12 protein-coding genes and 1 pseudogene are annotated in these 13,746 nt (G+C 46.8%); 6 read left to right on the plus strand and 7 right to left on the minus strand.

Going from position 1 to position 13,746, the window contains the following annotated elements; translation table 11 throughout:
• Positions 1 to 93: 93 nt before the first annotated feature.
• Positions 94 to 2,088, minus strand: a complete 1,995-nt coding sequence (locus B4C79_RS15420; RefSeq protein ID WP_291742670.1) for a S8 family peptidase — start codon at positions 2,086 to 2,088, stop codon at positions 94 to 96.
• An 846-nt stretch (positions 2,089 to 2,934) separates the two neighbouring features.
• Between B4C79_RS15420 and B4C79_RS15425 the strand changes: the two are divergent.
• Both B4C79_RS15425 and B4C79_RS15850 read left to right on the plus strand, forming a co-directional pair.
• Positions 2,935 to 3,048: pseudogene (locus B4C79_RS15425) on the plus strand (transposase); the annotation flags it as partial.
• A gap of 184 nt (positions 3,049 to 3,232) precedes the next feature.
• Complete coding sequence (locus B4C79_RS15850) at positions 3,233 to 3,376, plus strand: hypothetical protein (RefSeq protein WP_171099056.1); 144 nt, start codon at positions 3,233 to 3,235, stop codon at positions 3,374 to 3,376.
• A 105-nt stretch (positions 3,377 to 3,481) separates the two neighbouring features.
• On the opposite strand, the gene B4C79_RS15435 is transcribed toward B4C79_RS15850, so the two are convergent.
• The 5 genes from B4C79_RS15435 to B4C79_RS15455 are packed head-to-tail and all read right to left on the minus strand — an operon-like array spanning position 3,482 to position 7,250.
• Positions 3,482 to 3,931, minus strand: a complete 450-nt coding sequence (locus B4C79_RS15435) for a chromate resistance protein ChrB domain-containing protein (protein ID WP_171099054.1) — start codon at positions 3,929 to 3,931, stop codon at positions 3,482 to 3,484.
• A 31-nt stretch (positions 3,932 to 3,962) separates the two neighbouring features.
• Entirely contained in the window at positions 3,963 to 4,340 is a 378-nt protein-coding gene (locus tag B4C79_RS15440; RefSeq protein WP_171099052.1) for a hypothetical protein, read from the minus strand.
• Positions 4,333 to 4,932: a superoxide dismutase gene (locus tag B4C79_RS15445; RefSeq protein ID WP_171099050.1), complete on the minus strand. Its 600-nt coding sequence runs from the start codon at positions 4,930 to 4,932 to the stop codon at positions 4,333 to 4,335. The genes B4C79_RS15440 and B4C79_RS15445 overlap by 8 nt, the downstream gene beginning before the upstream one ends.
• Before the next feature lie 15 nt (positions 4,933 to 4,947).
• Positions 4,948 to 6,315: a chromate efflux transporter gene (gene chrA / locus B4C79_RS15450; protein WP_171099048.1), complete on the minus strand. Its 1,368-nt coding sequence runs from the start codon at positions 6,313 to 6,315 to the stop codon at positions 4,948 to 4,950.
• Positions 6,312 to 7,250 carry a chromate resistance protein ChrB domain-containing protein gene (locus B4C79_RS15455; RefSeq protein ID WP_171099046.1) on the minus strand — a complete coding sequence of 313 codons (939 nt, stop codon included), beginning with the start codon at positions 7,248 to 7,250 and terminating at the stop codon, positions 6,312 to 6,314. The genes chrA and B4C79_RS15455 overlap by 4 nt, the downstream gene beginning before the upstream one ends.
• Positions 7,251 to 7,389: 139 nt before the next feature.
• Between B4C79_RS15455 and B4C79_RS15460 the strand changes: the two genes are divergently transcribed.
• The 4 genes from B4C79_RS15460 (at position 7,390) to B4C79_RS15475 (ending at position 12,479) form a co-directional block, all read left to right on the plus strand.
• A complete protein-coding gene (locus tag B4C79_RS15460) occupies positions 7,390 to 9,483 on the plus strand; it encodes a hypothetical protein (RefSeq protein WP_171099043.1) in 2,094 nt (697 codons plus the stop codon).
• Positions 9,484 to 9,491: 8 nt separating this feature from the next.
• Positions 9,492 to 10,475, plus strand: a complete 984-nt coding sequence (locus B4C79_RS15465; protein ID WP_291752000.1) for an ATP-binding protein — start codon at positions 9,492 to 9,494, stop codon at positions 10,473 to 10,475.
• A complete protein-coding gene (locus B4C79_RS15470) occupies positions 10,454 to 11,944 on the plus strand; it encodes a hypothetical protein (RefSeq protein WP_291752002.1) in 1,491 nt (496 codons plus the stop codon). The genes B4C79_RS15465 and B4C79_RS15470 overlap by 22 nt, the downstream gene beginning before the upstream one ends.
• 67 nt (positions 11,945 to 12,011) lie before the next feature.
• On the plus strand, positions 12,012 to 12,479 hold the full coding sequence (locus tag B4C79_RS15475; protein ID WP_291752004.1) for a MerR family transcriptional regulator: 468 nt from the start codon (positions 12,012 to 12,014) through the stop codon (positions 12,477 to 12,479).
• Between the two features lie 615 nt (positions 12,480 to 13,094).
• Here B4C79_RS15475 and B4C79_RS15480 read toward each other — a convergent pair.
• Positions 13,095 to 13,746: ATP-binding protein (locus B4C79_RS15480; RefSeq protein ID WP_291752006.1), on the minus strand; the 652-nt coding region annotated here is incomplete at its 5' end.

Consider the following 13,746-nt stretch of genomic DNA (forward strand, 5'->3'; position numbering starts at 1 on the left):
TGACCAATGAGTCAACAACTGCACTTTACCATTGAGCGATGTCACAGATTGGAGCGCCACTTCTAACGTTGTATTTAACCAAACCGGTGCATTTTAAACTGTGTTTTTCTTTTTAAAACAATGCAGTAGAAACAAACAGGCCAGCAAACCAAGCAAATTCAAAGCGCCACCACCCCCGCCGCCACTAGAACTGCCTGCGGCAGAACCACTGCCTGAATCGCCTACCACCGCATCACCCACAGCCGAGGAGGGCGCACCTACACCCGTAGAGGCACCATTGATCAAGGGTGAAAGCAGACTGGCCAACAAAGTAGGGGACGTAGCCCCCTGATTGGCCACAATAACCGAGGCAATTGCCGTTCGGCCATTGGCAGCTTGTGCACGAAGATCAAACCCCGTTACCCCCGAAGGCGCTGTTACATCCACTTCCAAGCCGCTTACCGACAAAATCGGGTTGGGCGCGTCGGCCGACGATTTCAACACATTGATCACATCAAAACTGACTGCGTTTACCTCCTGTCCGGAAGAGTTCAAGGTGCCGCTGGCAGAGAATGTACGCGTTTGTCCCGGTGGAATGACATTGCCAGTGTTGGAGAACAAATTGGTAAGTCCAGCAGCCGCCTGTGAATTGATCAAATTGGCCACATCCAGCATGCCAGCACCACACAGAGCCCGTGTGCAATTGCATTCAACACCCACTGTGTCAGCGGTGCAAGTGGGGCTACCGCCCTGCGAAAGAAAGGGGCGCGCAGAGGTTTTCAGCAAATTCTCCACAGTGGCCACCGACGCAGACGGATCCAAAGACCAATACAGCGAGGCTGCACCAGCCACCATGGGAGCGGAGAAACTGGTACCGATTTTGGTGTTGTACGTATTGGTTAACGGACCTGAAAACCCGGTATTACTGGCACTCCAAATAGGAAACGCTGCATCGCCACCAGGCGCTGAAAGCTGAATAGTGGGCCCAAAATTACTGTAATTTGCCTTCAACCCTTCCTGATCTATTGCGGCTACACCAAAAGCGCCGGGGCAATTGGCTGGTGAATCTACTGTGCTGCCGTCGTTGCCTGCGGCAACCACCACCAATGAGCCAGCCTGGCGCGCGGCGGCAATAGCCGCGCCTTCGATGGACGCCACACAGGCGCCTTCCGCACCCAAACTCAAGTTAATCACTCGGGCAGGGAAGGGGTTATTGGGCGCCCCAGGTACACTCAAGCCAGCAGCCCAGCGAATACCATCTGCAAGGTCACTTGAAAACCCGCCACATTTGCCCAACACGCGAACAGGCAATACCACCGCGTTCCAATTCACCGAAAACACACCTTCGCTTGGTACCGGGTTACCAGCAAGCAGAGCGGATACAAAGGTGCCGTGCCAGCTCGACTGACTGACACCGCCACACACCGGGTCTGCCAGAAGGTCGGCTGGGCCAACACCGTCACCAGGGTCAGTCGGGTCTGAATCCCGATCAGAACCTGCGGAACCTTGGCCGTCAGCACCAATAAATGAATCAGCCACAAAATCGTATCCGGACAGCAAATGGCCTTGAAGCATTGGGTGGCTCGGCAAAACACCCGTATCCAGCACAGCAACCACTGTAGGTGCAGTACCGTGAAAGTTGGTCCACATGGCACCTGTGTTGATTGAAGCAGGCTGTGTGCTCAAATCTTGATGAAACCAGGACCGACTTCGTCGGGACAAATCAAGCGCGTTTAACAAACCGATCAAAGGCGATTGCGCACGAAGCTTGATACGACGGTCTGGCTCAACAGACTCGATCATCGGATCGGACAACAAACGAAGGCGGGCTTGTTCGGCGCCACTGCCATTTGGCGTTGTAATTACCGCGCCATGTTCACCAAATGGCCTGACAAGTTGAAAGGTACGTTTGTGAACGATCGAAAGTTCAGCGAGCCTTGCACGCAGATCGGATTTTCGAGACTCAAGCGAAGATGGATTAACACTGGTTTGACTGCGACCGGGACTTTCTTTGAACTGAATTACCCAACGATCAGCCGACCATGAAACGGTCGAGAAGATGACAAGCAGAATAAACAAACTGCTTTGAATAGCGAAACGCAACTGCATGGGTAGACCCTGATTGTGGTTATCACTAAATGATACCGGGGAGAAGGGCTTGCGGATTCAGAACAGGAAACAGGAGAATGGAAGGCTTTCGCCTGTTCTATTAGAGTTGTAAAGAAGATTGTTCCCCCAACCTGCTGATAATAAACAATTTATTTTTACCCAATTCACAAGTAAGCTAACTTCCCGTGAGAGTACAATTGTAAAGTAGACAGACTGTAGATTAAAAAGGTAAAGTAAATAGAAATTACTCTGCCCAAATATCTACTATGGCCTCCGAGTCGACTCGACACATCAAAGGTTTAAGTGACACCATCTGGGCTGACTTTACAATTTGGCCAGGCTTTGATGAAGCTTCACTAGCTCCAGATAAGCTAGCCAAATTCCTCAATAGAAAAGAGGCAATCAAGGCATATTTAAGCGGCAGCAAAGTCGCTGCGATTCGAAAAGAATATGGTATCTCAGAGCCTCAGATCTATCGCTTAATTACTGAACGCTGTATTTGCGATCATCCAGACGGCCAAATTTACGGCTGGCGAGCACTGGTCCCACAAAGCAGAATAGTTCAATTCAAAAGACGTACACCCATCGTTATTAATCAGTGGGGACACGGTGCTGTTGGCGCTTTTCAAACGCTACTAGACACCTATCCAGACGTCAGAGAAGCTTTACACAAAAAAATTCTTAAAGTCCCCAATACCCGAAAAAAGCTTGGAATGTTATCAATCTCAAAACGATCTATTTGGCTCTGGTTTCTCCAAAGTCTTAGAGATAGAGGTCTTGAAATCAAAGGGGAGTGGCCTTTTAACACTAAAACGAACGGATATCACTCAATTATTAAATACATTGATAAGCGAACCGACAATTTATGCGTGGCGCAAGAAATTTGGCGACTTGGAAACCGATGAAGTTCGACGTCTAAAAACACTGGAGGCCGAGAACGTCAGACTGCGCAAAATGCTGGTATAGCAATGGATTTTTCTGCCGCTGCAAGCCGTTACAAATGATCGCAGGCCAACCAGCTGGCAAAAATAATACGGCGCTGCATCATGCCCTGTTGTCGCGAGATTGGACCTCCTCTGGTGGGCGAATGGCATGAAACATCTTCAATAACAACAAGTCGTAGATTATTTTCAGCACACCGGCAATGATCAACGGCCAGCCGAATGATGAAACGCTTAGCAAATATCCCGCCAACAATGGCGCCATGGCGGCGGCAAAGGTGCGTGGAACTGCTGTCACGCTTGCCGCTGCCGCGCGCTCTGGCGGCGTAACGATCGCCATCACATAGGAACTACGGGTACCGTGCTTGCCGCAAGCGAGAGCGCAAGCAAAGAGCGTCGCAAAAGAATGGAGTTAGACATAGCATTTCTCCTGAAATAGAAAAATCGTTAGTTCATTGGGGTGGCCAGTTGTGCGTTTCAGATTGACACTGTTGGCACCAGGCATAGAGCGCGTCATACATGACCATGCCGTGCCTGAGCATTTCATGGTCGTCGGCAAAATTGGCAGACAGCCCGAGCGATATCGCAAATAACCCGGCCGATTGCGGCGTCAGGTCAAGTCTGTCTGTATCCGCGCCACGCACAATGGCAGCCAATTGCTGCAGCGCCGGATCTTCGAGCTTATACTTTTTGAGGATGGCATCGAAGCTGCACAGCTCTCCATCATGGGTCAGCTCGACCCCTGACACATCGTACGGAATCGCCCCGGTCTCCTCAGCTGTTTTCAGCACCTCTTTTGAAGGCACATATAAAAACTCGGCTTCGGAATCGATGAAACGGGCCACCAGCCACGGGCAGGCAATCCGGTCGATTTTGGGGCGTTCTCGGGTAACCCATTTCATACTTCATTCCTTTCAAGCATAGTGACAACTGCTAATCAAAGTGGTACTTTGCGCTAAATTTTTCGACCGTGACCTCCATGACATCAACGCCGTCACGCCGAAAAACCAGATTGCCATCAAGGCGCACAACTGTCCAGCAATCTGCAGGAGCGCCCATCGGAACACTCAGGCACAGTTGGTTGCTTTGTATTGCCCAGGTTCCTTTACGACTGCGCCCCAACTCGTTGCCAATAATCTTCCCATCCGGCTTCAAGTGATAAGCAAAATGGGTACTGTCGGTCGTGATCTTCCCTATAAATACCTTACGGATTTCTTGTCCGGATAGCACTTTCCGGTGTGGTTCCGCTGTTGCGATCGGAGTGTTCAAAGCGAAAGCAAACCCAATCAACGAGATAAAAACGCTAGGCATGGCTTCTGACCCTCGCTAATTGCTCTTCTACTGTAGTCCAGTTCACGTTATTCATGAATGCCTCTACATATTCACCAGCCTTGGCACCGAAATCAATGTGATACGCATGTTCATACATATCCAAAGCCAAAATTGGCATACCGCCAGCCAAGGTCTGGGTATGGTCGGCTGCCCATTGGTTGCTCAGCTTGCCGTCGCGTGGCGACTTCACCAGCAACACCCAGCCCGAACCGCCACCCAAGGCTTTGCCCATGGCGACAAACTCGGACTGCCAGCGCGCGACACTGCCAAAGTCGCGCTCAATAGCGTCCCGCAGCAAGCCGGATGGCAAAACACCATCGCCACCCAAGCCATCAAAATAGATCTCATGCAGCAGCATGGAGTTGTATGCAATCAACTCTTCACGCTTTAAGCCATTTAGCACAAATCCCGGCGCCTGGTCGAAGTCGGTTTTCCCCAATTGCTCTTGAATCAGGTTCAAGCGCTTGACCGCGCCGCCATAGTTATTCGCATGGTGGCTTTCAATCAAGGTCGCGGACAAGCCATGTAAGGTTTTGGCGTCGGTTGGTAACGGCAATAATTCATACGGCATCTGGGTTCTCCTAACTTAAACGTTGACAACAGTTTTTAAAAGCAAGCCGATTAAAGCACTGACTGCAATGACTTGCATGACATTGCGCTTGTAGCGCACGAGTGCCACCGCAGCGAGCACGACGAGCACGGCAGCGACCCAATCAAATGACCCGGCAAATCCCTTGGGCCACAATACGTGATACGCGAAGAACACGGCCAGATTCAAGATCACGCCGACTACTGCCGCCGTAATAGCCGTCAATGGCGCGGTAAACTTCAGGTTGCCATGGGTTGTCTCGACAAAGGGGCCGCCGGCTAAAATGAAAATGAACGAAGGCAAAAAGGTGAACCAAGAAACCAGCACGGCGGCAAAGGCGCCGGCGGCAAACAGCATGTCGGGGCCGAACAGCGTTTTGACATACGCGCCCACAAAGCCGACAAAGGCCACCACCATGATCAGCGGACCAGGGTTGGCTTCTCCCAATGCCAGGCCATCGATCATCTGGGTCGGTGTGAGCCAGCCATGATTGGTAATGGCTCCCTGGTAAATATAGGGCAACACGGCATACGCGCCGCCAAAGGTCAGAAGCGCCGCCTTGGTGAAAAACCAGCCCATTTGGGTGAAAGTATGATCCCAGCCATAAACCATGTTTAACAAGGCCATAGGCACTGACCAAAGGATTGCGCCGATGATCAATACTCTCGCAAGTTTCGACCAGCGGAACAAGGCATGTGCCGGCGTGGGTGTTTCATCGTCAATGACCGCCGGGCCGTACGACTGCTTGGCACTACCATGACCGCCCCCTGTTTTAAACTTGTCGGGTGCCACGCGCCCGCCGATATAGCCGACTACTATGGCGCCCGCGACAATGGCTGGAAACGGCACGTTGAACGCGAAGATCGCCACGAATGCCGCGGCCGCAATCGCCCACAGCACATTATTTTTCAGTGTGCGCGAACCAATGCGATGCACCGCATAGACGACAACAGCCGTCACAGCAGGTTTGATGCCATAGAACAGTCCCGCTACAAGGGGAACGTCCCCGTAGGCGATATAGAGCCACGACAACCCAATCAGGAAACAGAGACCCGGCAAGATAAAAAGTGCACCTGCAACGATGCCGCCCCAGGTGCGGTGCATCAACCAACCCATGTAAGTGGCGAGCTGCTGCGCCTCCGGGCCGGGGAGCAACATGCAATAGTTAAGGGCATGCAAAAACCGGCGCTCACTAATCCAGCGTCTTTGCTCAACCAGTTCCCGATGCATGAGCGCGATTTGTGCAGCCGGCCCACCAAAACCCATGAAGCCAAGTTTTAGCCATAATCTGAACGCTTCCCAAAAGCCGACATCGGCTGGCCTAGTCAGTGGCGCATCGTCGGCCACAGCATTGGTAATACTCATTTAGTTTGCACCTTTTCAAAAGAAACCAGTAAGCCATCGAACACACCGCTGGCTAATGCTAATAATTGATCGTCATCGGTAATCGATTCCCGCAGTCCTGCCAAGACAGTTTCAATACCCACGGATTCAGGCGGTTGTACGCCGCCGACATCTAGGTAATGGACCAATGTGCCAATGCGCTGCAAGCCGGGACGATCCAAACCAAAGCTGGCGAGTAAGACTTCAAACGTCACTTTGACGCCGACGTGGCTGAAGGTGGCACCGTCAAAATCAAAGCCCAATGCATCGCTCGGGCAGTCAGATGGATGGGCAAGCCAGAGAATGGTGGCCTCCTGGTCGATAAACCGACGGATCAGCCAAGCACTGGCCAACCGGTCTACCCAGGGACGGCGGCGAGTCGCCCATGTCTTGCCTTGATAGTCGGCAAGCTTTAAGCTCAAAACTTGCCCTATAACGGGGTGCGGTTCATCAGGTGACAAGACGCGATTGACCGCCACTTCCAATTCCACAAGCGCGGCATCGGCCTGTTTTTGCGCCTCGCCGGGGAAAAAATCGATTTCCATCACTGCCGCAAAGGTCTTGCGCAACTTGCGGATTTGTTTCGCAACACTCAAAGCTGTATCGGCAGTGAGCTCATTGCGCACTGTTTGGATGTCAACCAGCAAATGAGCATACTCATCACGGCGATCGAATTGTTCTTGAAAATGGATGTCAGACGGCTCTCCGGCGCTTAGCACATATGCACTACCGCCATTTGCAACCACATCTGCCGCGACGGCATCGAAAGTGGAACGGAAGCTGGGCTGATTAGGCAAAAGATAAACGCCATCCCGTAAGACCGCTGCGCCTGCTGCTTTCAAAGCGCGCCAGGCACGCATGCGGGCAGTTGCGTTTTCAGTTGACAAGCTAATAATAAGGATAAGCCACATATTCATGTAGCTTATCCTACCAACTTGTAGTGATCGATACAAGATATATTTGGATTCTTTTGAAAAGCGAACTAGCCTAGCCGACGGCACGACCTGAGAAAAACCGGGTAAAGTAAATAGAAACTACTTTGCCTAAGTCTCTACCATGGCCTCCGAGTCGACTCGACACATCAAAGGTTTAAGTGACACCATCTGGGCTGACTTTACAGTTTGGCCAGGCTTTGATGAAGCTTCACTAGCTCCAGATAAGCTAGCCAAGTTCCTCAATAGAAAAGAGGCAATCAAGGCCTATTTAAGCGGCAGTAAAGTCGCTACGATTCGAAAAGAATATGGTATCTCAGAGCCTCAAATCTATCGCTTAATCACTGAACGGTGTATTTGCAATCACCCAGACGGCCAAATTTACGGCTGGCGAGCACTGATCCCACAAACAAGAATAGTTCAATTCAAGAGACGTTCACCCATCGTTATTAATCAGTGGGGACACGGTGCTGTTGGCGCTTTTCAAACGCTACTAGACACCTATCCGGACGTCAGAGAGGCTTTACACAAAAAAATTCTTAAAGTCCCCAATACTCGAAAAAAGCTTGGAATGTTGTCAACTTCAAAACGATCGATTTGGCTCTGGTTTCTCCAAAGTCTTAGAGAGAAAGGTCTTGAAATCAAAGGGGAGTGGCCTTTTAATACTAAAACGAACGGATATCACTCAATCATTAAATACATTGATAAGGTGCTTCACGAAAACCCTGGCAAGGCAATCCTGATACACGGTGGAAATGAACTTCAAAGGAAAATGCAGGCGGGAGATGGTGTTGATCGACCAGTTCACCGCCCGTTTCAACGTGTAGAAATGGACGCCCACAAAATTGATGGGCGCTTCACCGTTGCGATTCCTTTACTTGAGGGTGGCTACCAGAACGTACTGATCCATAGAATCTGGGTGATCGTGATTATTGAGGTGGTGACTCGATTGGTGCTTGGATATCACATGAGTCTTCGAAAAGAGATTTCTAAAGAAGATGTGCTTCGGGTAATCAAGAAGTCCCTTTCCCCCTGGGCGAAGAAAAAACTACACCACACCGACAAGGACTTTTATATCGATGGTGCCGGGTTTCCCAGTGTTTTAGGTAAGCAGTTTGTGGGCATATGCTGGGACGAAACCTCAATTGATGGTGCACTGGCCGAAAAAGCAAAGGTAGTTGCAGAAGTACTAAAAAATTCGGTTGGGTCAATTCTTCTTACTCCGAAGAATTCGTACGCGATAAGACGAACAAAAGACGACCGACCATTTATTGAAAGCTTTTTTAACAAACTCGGAATATTCGGATTTCAGAAAATTTCCAACACAACAGGAAATTACCCTGGTGCAACGAAGGGCAGAGACCCCATCGGAGTGGCAGTAGCCTCAGAGTTCCAATACGAGTATGCAGAAGAACTCCTCGACATCATCATTGCTAATTACAACGCGAGAATCCACTCAAGACTTAGTGGTCGATCACCACTTCAGTACCTGCAATATCTGGTGCTTAGCAAGACATTCCAGCCCAGAGTGATTGATCCACAACACCTTGACACTTTTTTCAGTTACAGAAAGCTGTGCATGGTTAAAGGTGGTCTGGACGCCGGAAAGAGGCCATACGTCAATTTCGAGAATGGTATTTACACCAGTCCAATATTGGGTCAAAGACTAGATTTGGCTGGGAAAAAAATCTGGATCACAGCCGATTCTGATTCAGACTCCAGGGTCATCAAGGCATCTTCACTGACTGGTGAACATATCGACAATTTACGCGTATCACCTCCATGGAATCGCGTTCCTCACAACTTTGAGACCCGAAGACTAATCTGCGGATTAATTCGTCAAGGCAAATTCTCTCTGCAGAATCAACAAGATGCGGTGGAATCCTACATTGCCGAGGTGGAAGCATCAGGAGGTAAGTTTCCTCCTCATCCAGCCTATCTAACAGCTCGAAATTTTCTGGTTCAATCCAACGACACTATCCATCAGGTCCCTGACAACGAAACCATACAGTCTGATATGGCTTCAAATGAAACCAATAAAAGCATGGAAAGCCGGATTACTGACAACACTGAAGATAGAGCCAAGTCACGCTCTACAACCAAAAACAATACTGCTAGCAGGAATAAGCAGAATATCGCACCCCACACCTCCGACGCTACAGCGCATACCCAAAATTCCGCATCACTTCCACCACGAAGAAAAGCTGAAAATAAATAGAGACGACGATGACTGATATTTCCCGTGATCATCCGGTGTGCACACAAGAATATGCAATTTATACCCCGCCTATTCATGAAATGTGCGAAACGATTAGCGGATGGATTGAACAGCGCCAGACTGGTGGCTATATTTATGGCCCTTCTCGATTCGGAAAATCGAAAGGCATAAAATCCTTCTTGGCTAAGATACTCAATGAAAAGTTCGATACTGAATTCCCTTTGATGATTTGGTCACATCCAACCAATAGCAAATCCGAGAGAGAATTTTGGAATCTTCTTCTAATGGCCTCAAGATTTGAGTTCAAAAATCCAATCAAACCAAAAGCAAAAATGGAGGCAAAATTTCTATTCAAACAACATCTAATTACACTGGCCAACAGAGTCAAATACAACTACATCGTAATACTGATTGATGAGGCTCAATTGGTTTTACTAAATGAATGGCATTGGCTATTGAGCTTACAAAATGAGCTCGATCTGGAAGGGTATAGGTTAAGTATCATTTCAGTAGGCTCACATCAAATTTCATTCCAACCCAATTTTTTTGCAAGAACGGGTGATGCACATATCGTAACAAGATTTCTAATGCACCATGCTCGATTTCACGGAATTAGATCATTAAATGAACTGGAATACATTCTAGAAGGATACGATGAGGATTCCGAGTGGCCAGAAAATAGCGGTGTAAGTTATACAAAGTATTTTTTATCAGACGCTTTTGATGATGGCTTTCGTTTAACAAGCTTGGCATTCTTAATTTGGAATGAACTGATTGAAAAGTACAATTTAGCATTCAAATCGTTTAAACCAAAATCGGATCAGATTGAAATTCCCATGAATCAAATCGCAAATTTAATTGAGAGAATATTAAAAGATATGGGCAATAAGTCATTTGATCATCTGGAGTCGAACCTGAATTCACAATATATTTCAAATATACTTGTTCAACAAAACCTTACGTCACAGATATGGACAACTTCCACAGATTGATTGAGATAAATTCTCATAAAGAACAACAATATAAATATCAACTCTTCAACTGGAGATCAGAGCTGTACGATGCTAATGACAATACATATTTTTTGCTAGCGAAATTTGCATTACTCAATAAGTTAAAAATTGAACAAGTCAATGAATTTTTTAATCAATACTTTTCCATTGATATTTTTAACCTAAATTTATCTGAGCATCGTTCTTTAAAGTATCTTTTCTCAATCTTTAGTAACCAGGCTTACATACAAAATAATTTAATTACAAAAAGTTCTGGCGATTTAAATATTCTTGGAATTCCTTTAATACAAGACTACTACGTGAATACACGTCATCAAGAAAAAATTATTCGTTATTGTCCAGAATGCATTAAAAGTTACAAACTGCCAGAACATGCGTCATTGAAGTACTTAGATCGATGCCTATTTCACAACGTAAAGTTTGAAATTTTCTCTTGTAATCATCGAGTCATTCGGTTAAAAGAAAGAAGTGTCAAATGCCACATAAACTTTATTCGCATTTTTTGCCCAGATTTCCCTACACCACAAACGAAAAAGCATAATGTACCAAGTCAGTTCTCCACTGTCCTTAACGACCTAGACAAATGGAATTTTTCTTTGAAAGAAATTTGCGATAAAAAATTAGGCAAACATCTTCATACATTCAAAAGTATGGATTTTATTATCCCCGAGCGATGTGTACATTTTATCTTAGTAAAAGAACTGTCACTCCCAGAGTCTCTTCTTGAATTTGTGATTCAAACCAACGCGATCAGAAAAATAAACTCACTCTCAATTTCCGAAAATTCTAGTTTTTCATTTTTTGAAAAATTCACATACTTCCAATTTTCTGCCCTTCCTGTAGTTTATTCATCTTTTTGTTACCTTCATCGAAAAAATGAAGCGTCATTTATTCAATCTTTACTTAGTTTTTTCGATGAATTAAAATTAGAATTAATAAATAAAAATGAAAAGTTCTGGTACTTACATGAAAATGATGGAATATGGACATCTTCTGATAGCAAGAGTCTATATTGTGGGGCGCTGATTCATGATCTATTGATAGATTGGCTTACTGAGTTATGGCTTCCCCCTCTTTATACCAGCACTCGTAGTAGGCGCTTTCAATATTTTAATAATTTTCATTTAATGAATGAAGATTTGATAAAATCTACTATGTTCACTCCAGTAAAAAGCAATATTTCTGAAAATAAAATTGACACTCTTTTTAGTTTTAACAGGGTAAACTTTCAAGAATTTTCTATACCCAAATTTTCTTCAGAACAGATGCTTGCCTTAGATTCTATGTGCGATGAACTTGTAAAGTCTTACATTCATGACGCTAGGGTGTGGCTTAATAGAATTGAATGTGGAGAAAAACCGGATCACTTTCCACCAAAAAGTCGGGCGTTGCTATCACTTCAAAAGGTTCAGGATCAATACCGTTTGTTTAATGTTCAAATTGATTGAAATGTGACATTCATCTAGTGCATCATTCACTAAGTTGATTGACTGTCGAATCTTGAGGGTTCAGTATATGAAAATCAGTGAAGTAGCTAAGCATCTCGGTTTGAGTCCTAAAACTATTAGATTCTACGAGGACCAGGGCTTGATTGCACCGAAAAGGGCTACTTCTGAGTCTTGGTTTACCTCCGGTAAAAACCGCGTTTTCGGGCAAGAGGACTTGTCCAGACTTGATTTTGTCAAAAAGGCACGCGAACTTGACTTCTCGATCAAAGAAATTCAGTCAGTGCTGGATTATTACGATCAGGGACCAGCCTGCGGTTGTGGCTCCAGAGCGAAAGTAGACGAATTAATCGCGTTAAAATTAGTTGAAGTCCAACAAGTGAAGATTCACCTCGAGGCGCTAGAACAAAAGTTGACGGACATTCAGGCGAATAATGCTGCAATCGCGCATGAACTTGCACAAAACCCGAATGAACCAGAAGGTGAGTTTCTAATTGCTGACTACATTATTCCCATCAGAAACGATGCCAAAAAATAGCGCTTGACCTTCCAGTGGATGGAAGGTCCACGATCTGTATGGGAGTGTTCCCTTGTCTTGTTAAAGGAGATTTTGTGATGAAAGTTAAAATGTTCGCAGCCGCGGTTGGTGTGTTTGGTCTTGTAGGGGTAGCCTTGGCAGCATGCCCACTTTGCGCGTAAAGCGTTAGTTAGACCGGGCCGCATCGGCCCGGTTGTCTTTTGGGTAAAGTTTCACGTGAGTGAAAAAACGAACTGGATGGGTGACTTGTTGATTTCAGATGGCATCGGCGTATTCCGAGGCAATGTCGGAGACAACACAATGCATCGGCACTGGGCAGCCCAAATCACCATCGCGCTAGAGGATACTTTTTATCTGGAGATACCAGGTCTAGACTGTTTATCTGTTCAAGCTGCATATTTCAGACCCAACGTCGAACATCGCCTTGTGACCGGAAAAGTTTGCTCGTTTTACTTTGACCCAGCATCTCGATTGTTCGACCATTTGGTTGAGCCAAGCTCAGGTCTAAATGACAGTTGGGGGGCTTTAGAGCTCACAAGTTGCCTTAAGACGTTGGTCAATGCAAAAAACCCTCTAGAAGCGATACTAACTGCATTGAGATAGGCATACAAGAATTTAGGTGTGACCCACCGGTGTAGATTGTCGTTTCGTGTGAACCGAAAAGCCAATCACCGTAACTTGATTTTCGCTGCTTGCAAACACATCACCACCATGCAGTTTCGCAATGGCCGCCACAATAGCCAGGCCAAGTCCGTGATTGCTCCCCGTGTCACTTCGCCCCTCTTCAGCACGGAAAAAGGGTTCAAACAGACGGTTCAATTTGACTGGGTCAATTGTCGGGCCTTCATTCGAAACCTTGATCCACACCCTCTCTGCTTCTTGGGTAATGTGCACGGTAATTTCTGTGTTGGTCTGCGCATATCGAATGGCATTGGACAGCAAGTTACTCACCGCTCTTTTAATCAATTCAGTTTCAACTTCCACATTGGCATCGCCCTGAACTGTGATGCGAAGCTCCTTGTCTTCGGCCAACTGTTCAAGGTATTCCGCGACTGATACCACCAACTGACGAAGACTTTGCAAAGGTTGAAGTTGTAGTTCTCTGCCCTGGTTTGCATTGGCCAGGAAAAGCATGCTGCGAATAATTCGTGCCATCCTGTCTAGTTCGTCGAGGTGGTCCCCCACAATTTTTTGAAGTTCATCACCTTCGATCAGTTTGCGGCGTTGAAGCAGCTCATGGCTGATGGTCAAGCTCGACAGTGGTGTA

The sequence above is a fragment of the Limnobacter sp. UBA7229 genome, from assembly GCF_002473065.1.
GTDB classification, from domain to species: Bacteria; Pseudomonadota; Gammaproteobacteria; order Burkholderiales; family Burkholderiaceae_B; genus Limnobacter; species Limnobacter profundi.

Excerpts from the sequence above, each read along its gene's own strand:
- B4C79_RS15420 (WP_291742670.1), bottom strand. The coding sequence starts at position 2,088 with ATGCAGTTGCGTTTCGCTATTCAAAGCAGTTTGTTTATTCTGCTTGTC.
- B4C79_RS15850 (WP_171099056.1), top strand. The coding sequence starts at position 3,233 with ATGATCAACGGCCAGCCGAATGATGAAACGCTTAGCAAATATCCCGCC.
- B4C79_RS15435 (WP_171099054.1), bottom strand. The coding sequence starts at position 3,931 with ATGAAATGGGTTACCCGAGAACGCCCCAAAATCGACCGGATTGCCTGC.
- B4C79_RS15440 (WP_171099052.1), bottom strand. The coding sequence starts at position 4,340 with ATGCCTAGCGTTTTTATCTCGTTGATTGGGTTTGCTTTCGCTTTGAAC.
- B4C79_RS15445 (WP_171099050.1), bottom strand. The coding sequence starts at position 4,932 with ATGCCGTATGAATTATTGCCGTTACCAACCGACGCCAAAACCTTACAT.
- chrA (WP_171099048.1), bottom strand. The coding sequence starts at position 6,315 with ATGAGTATTACCAATGCTGTGGCCGACGATGCGCCACTGACTAGGCCA.
- B4C79_RS15455 (WP_171099046.1), bottom strand. The coding sequence starts at position 7,250 with ATGAATATGTGGCTTATCCTTATTATTAGCTTGTCAACTGAAAACGCA.
- B4C79_RS15460 (WP_171099043.1), top strand. The coding sequence starts at position 7,390 with ATGGCCTCCGAGTCGACTCGACACATCAAAGGTTTAAGTGACACCATC.
- B4C79_RS15465 (WP_291752000.1), top strand. The coding sequence starts at position 9,492 with ATGACTGATATTTCCCGTGATCATCCGGTGTGCACACAAGAATATGCA.
- B4C79_RS15470 (WP_291752002.1), top strand. The coding sequence starts at position 10,454 with ATGGACAACTTCCACAGATTGATTGAGATAAATTCTCATAAAGAACAA.
- B4C79_RS15475 (WP_291752004.1), top strand. The coding sequence starts at position 12,012 with ATGAAAATCAGTGAAGTAGCTAAGCATCTCGGTTTGAGTCCTAAAACT.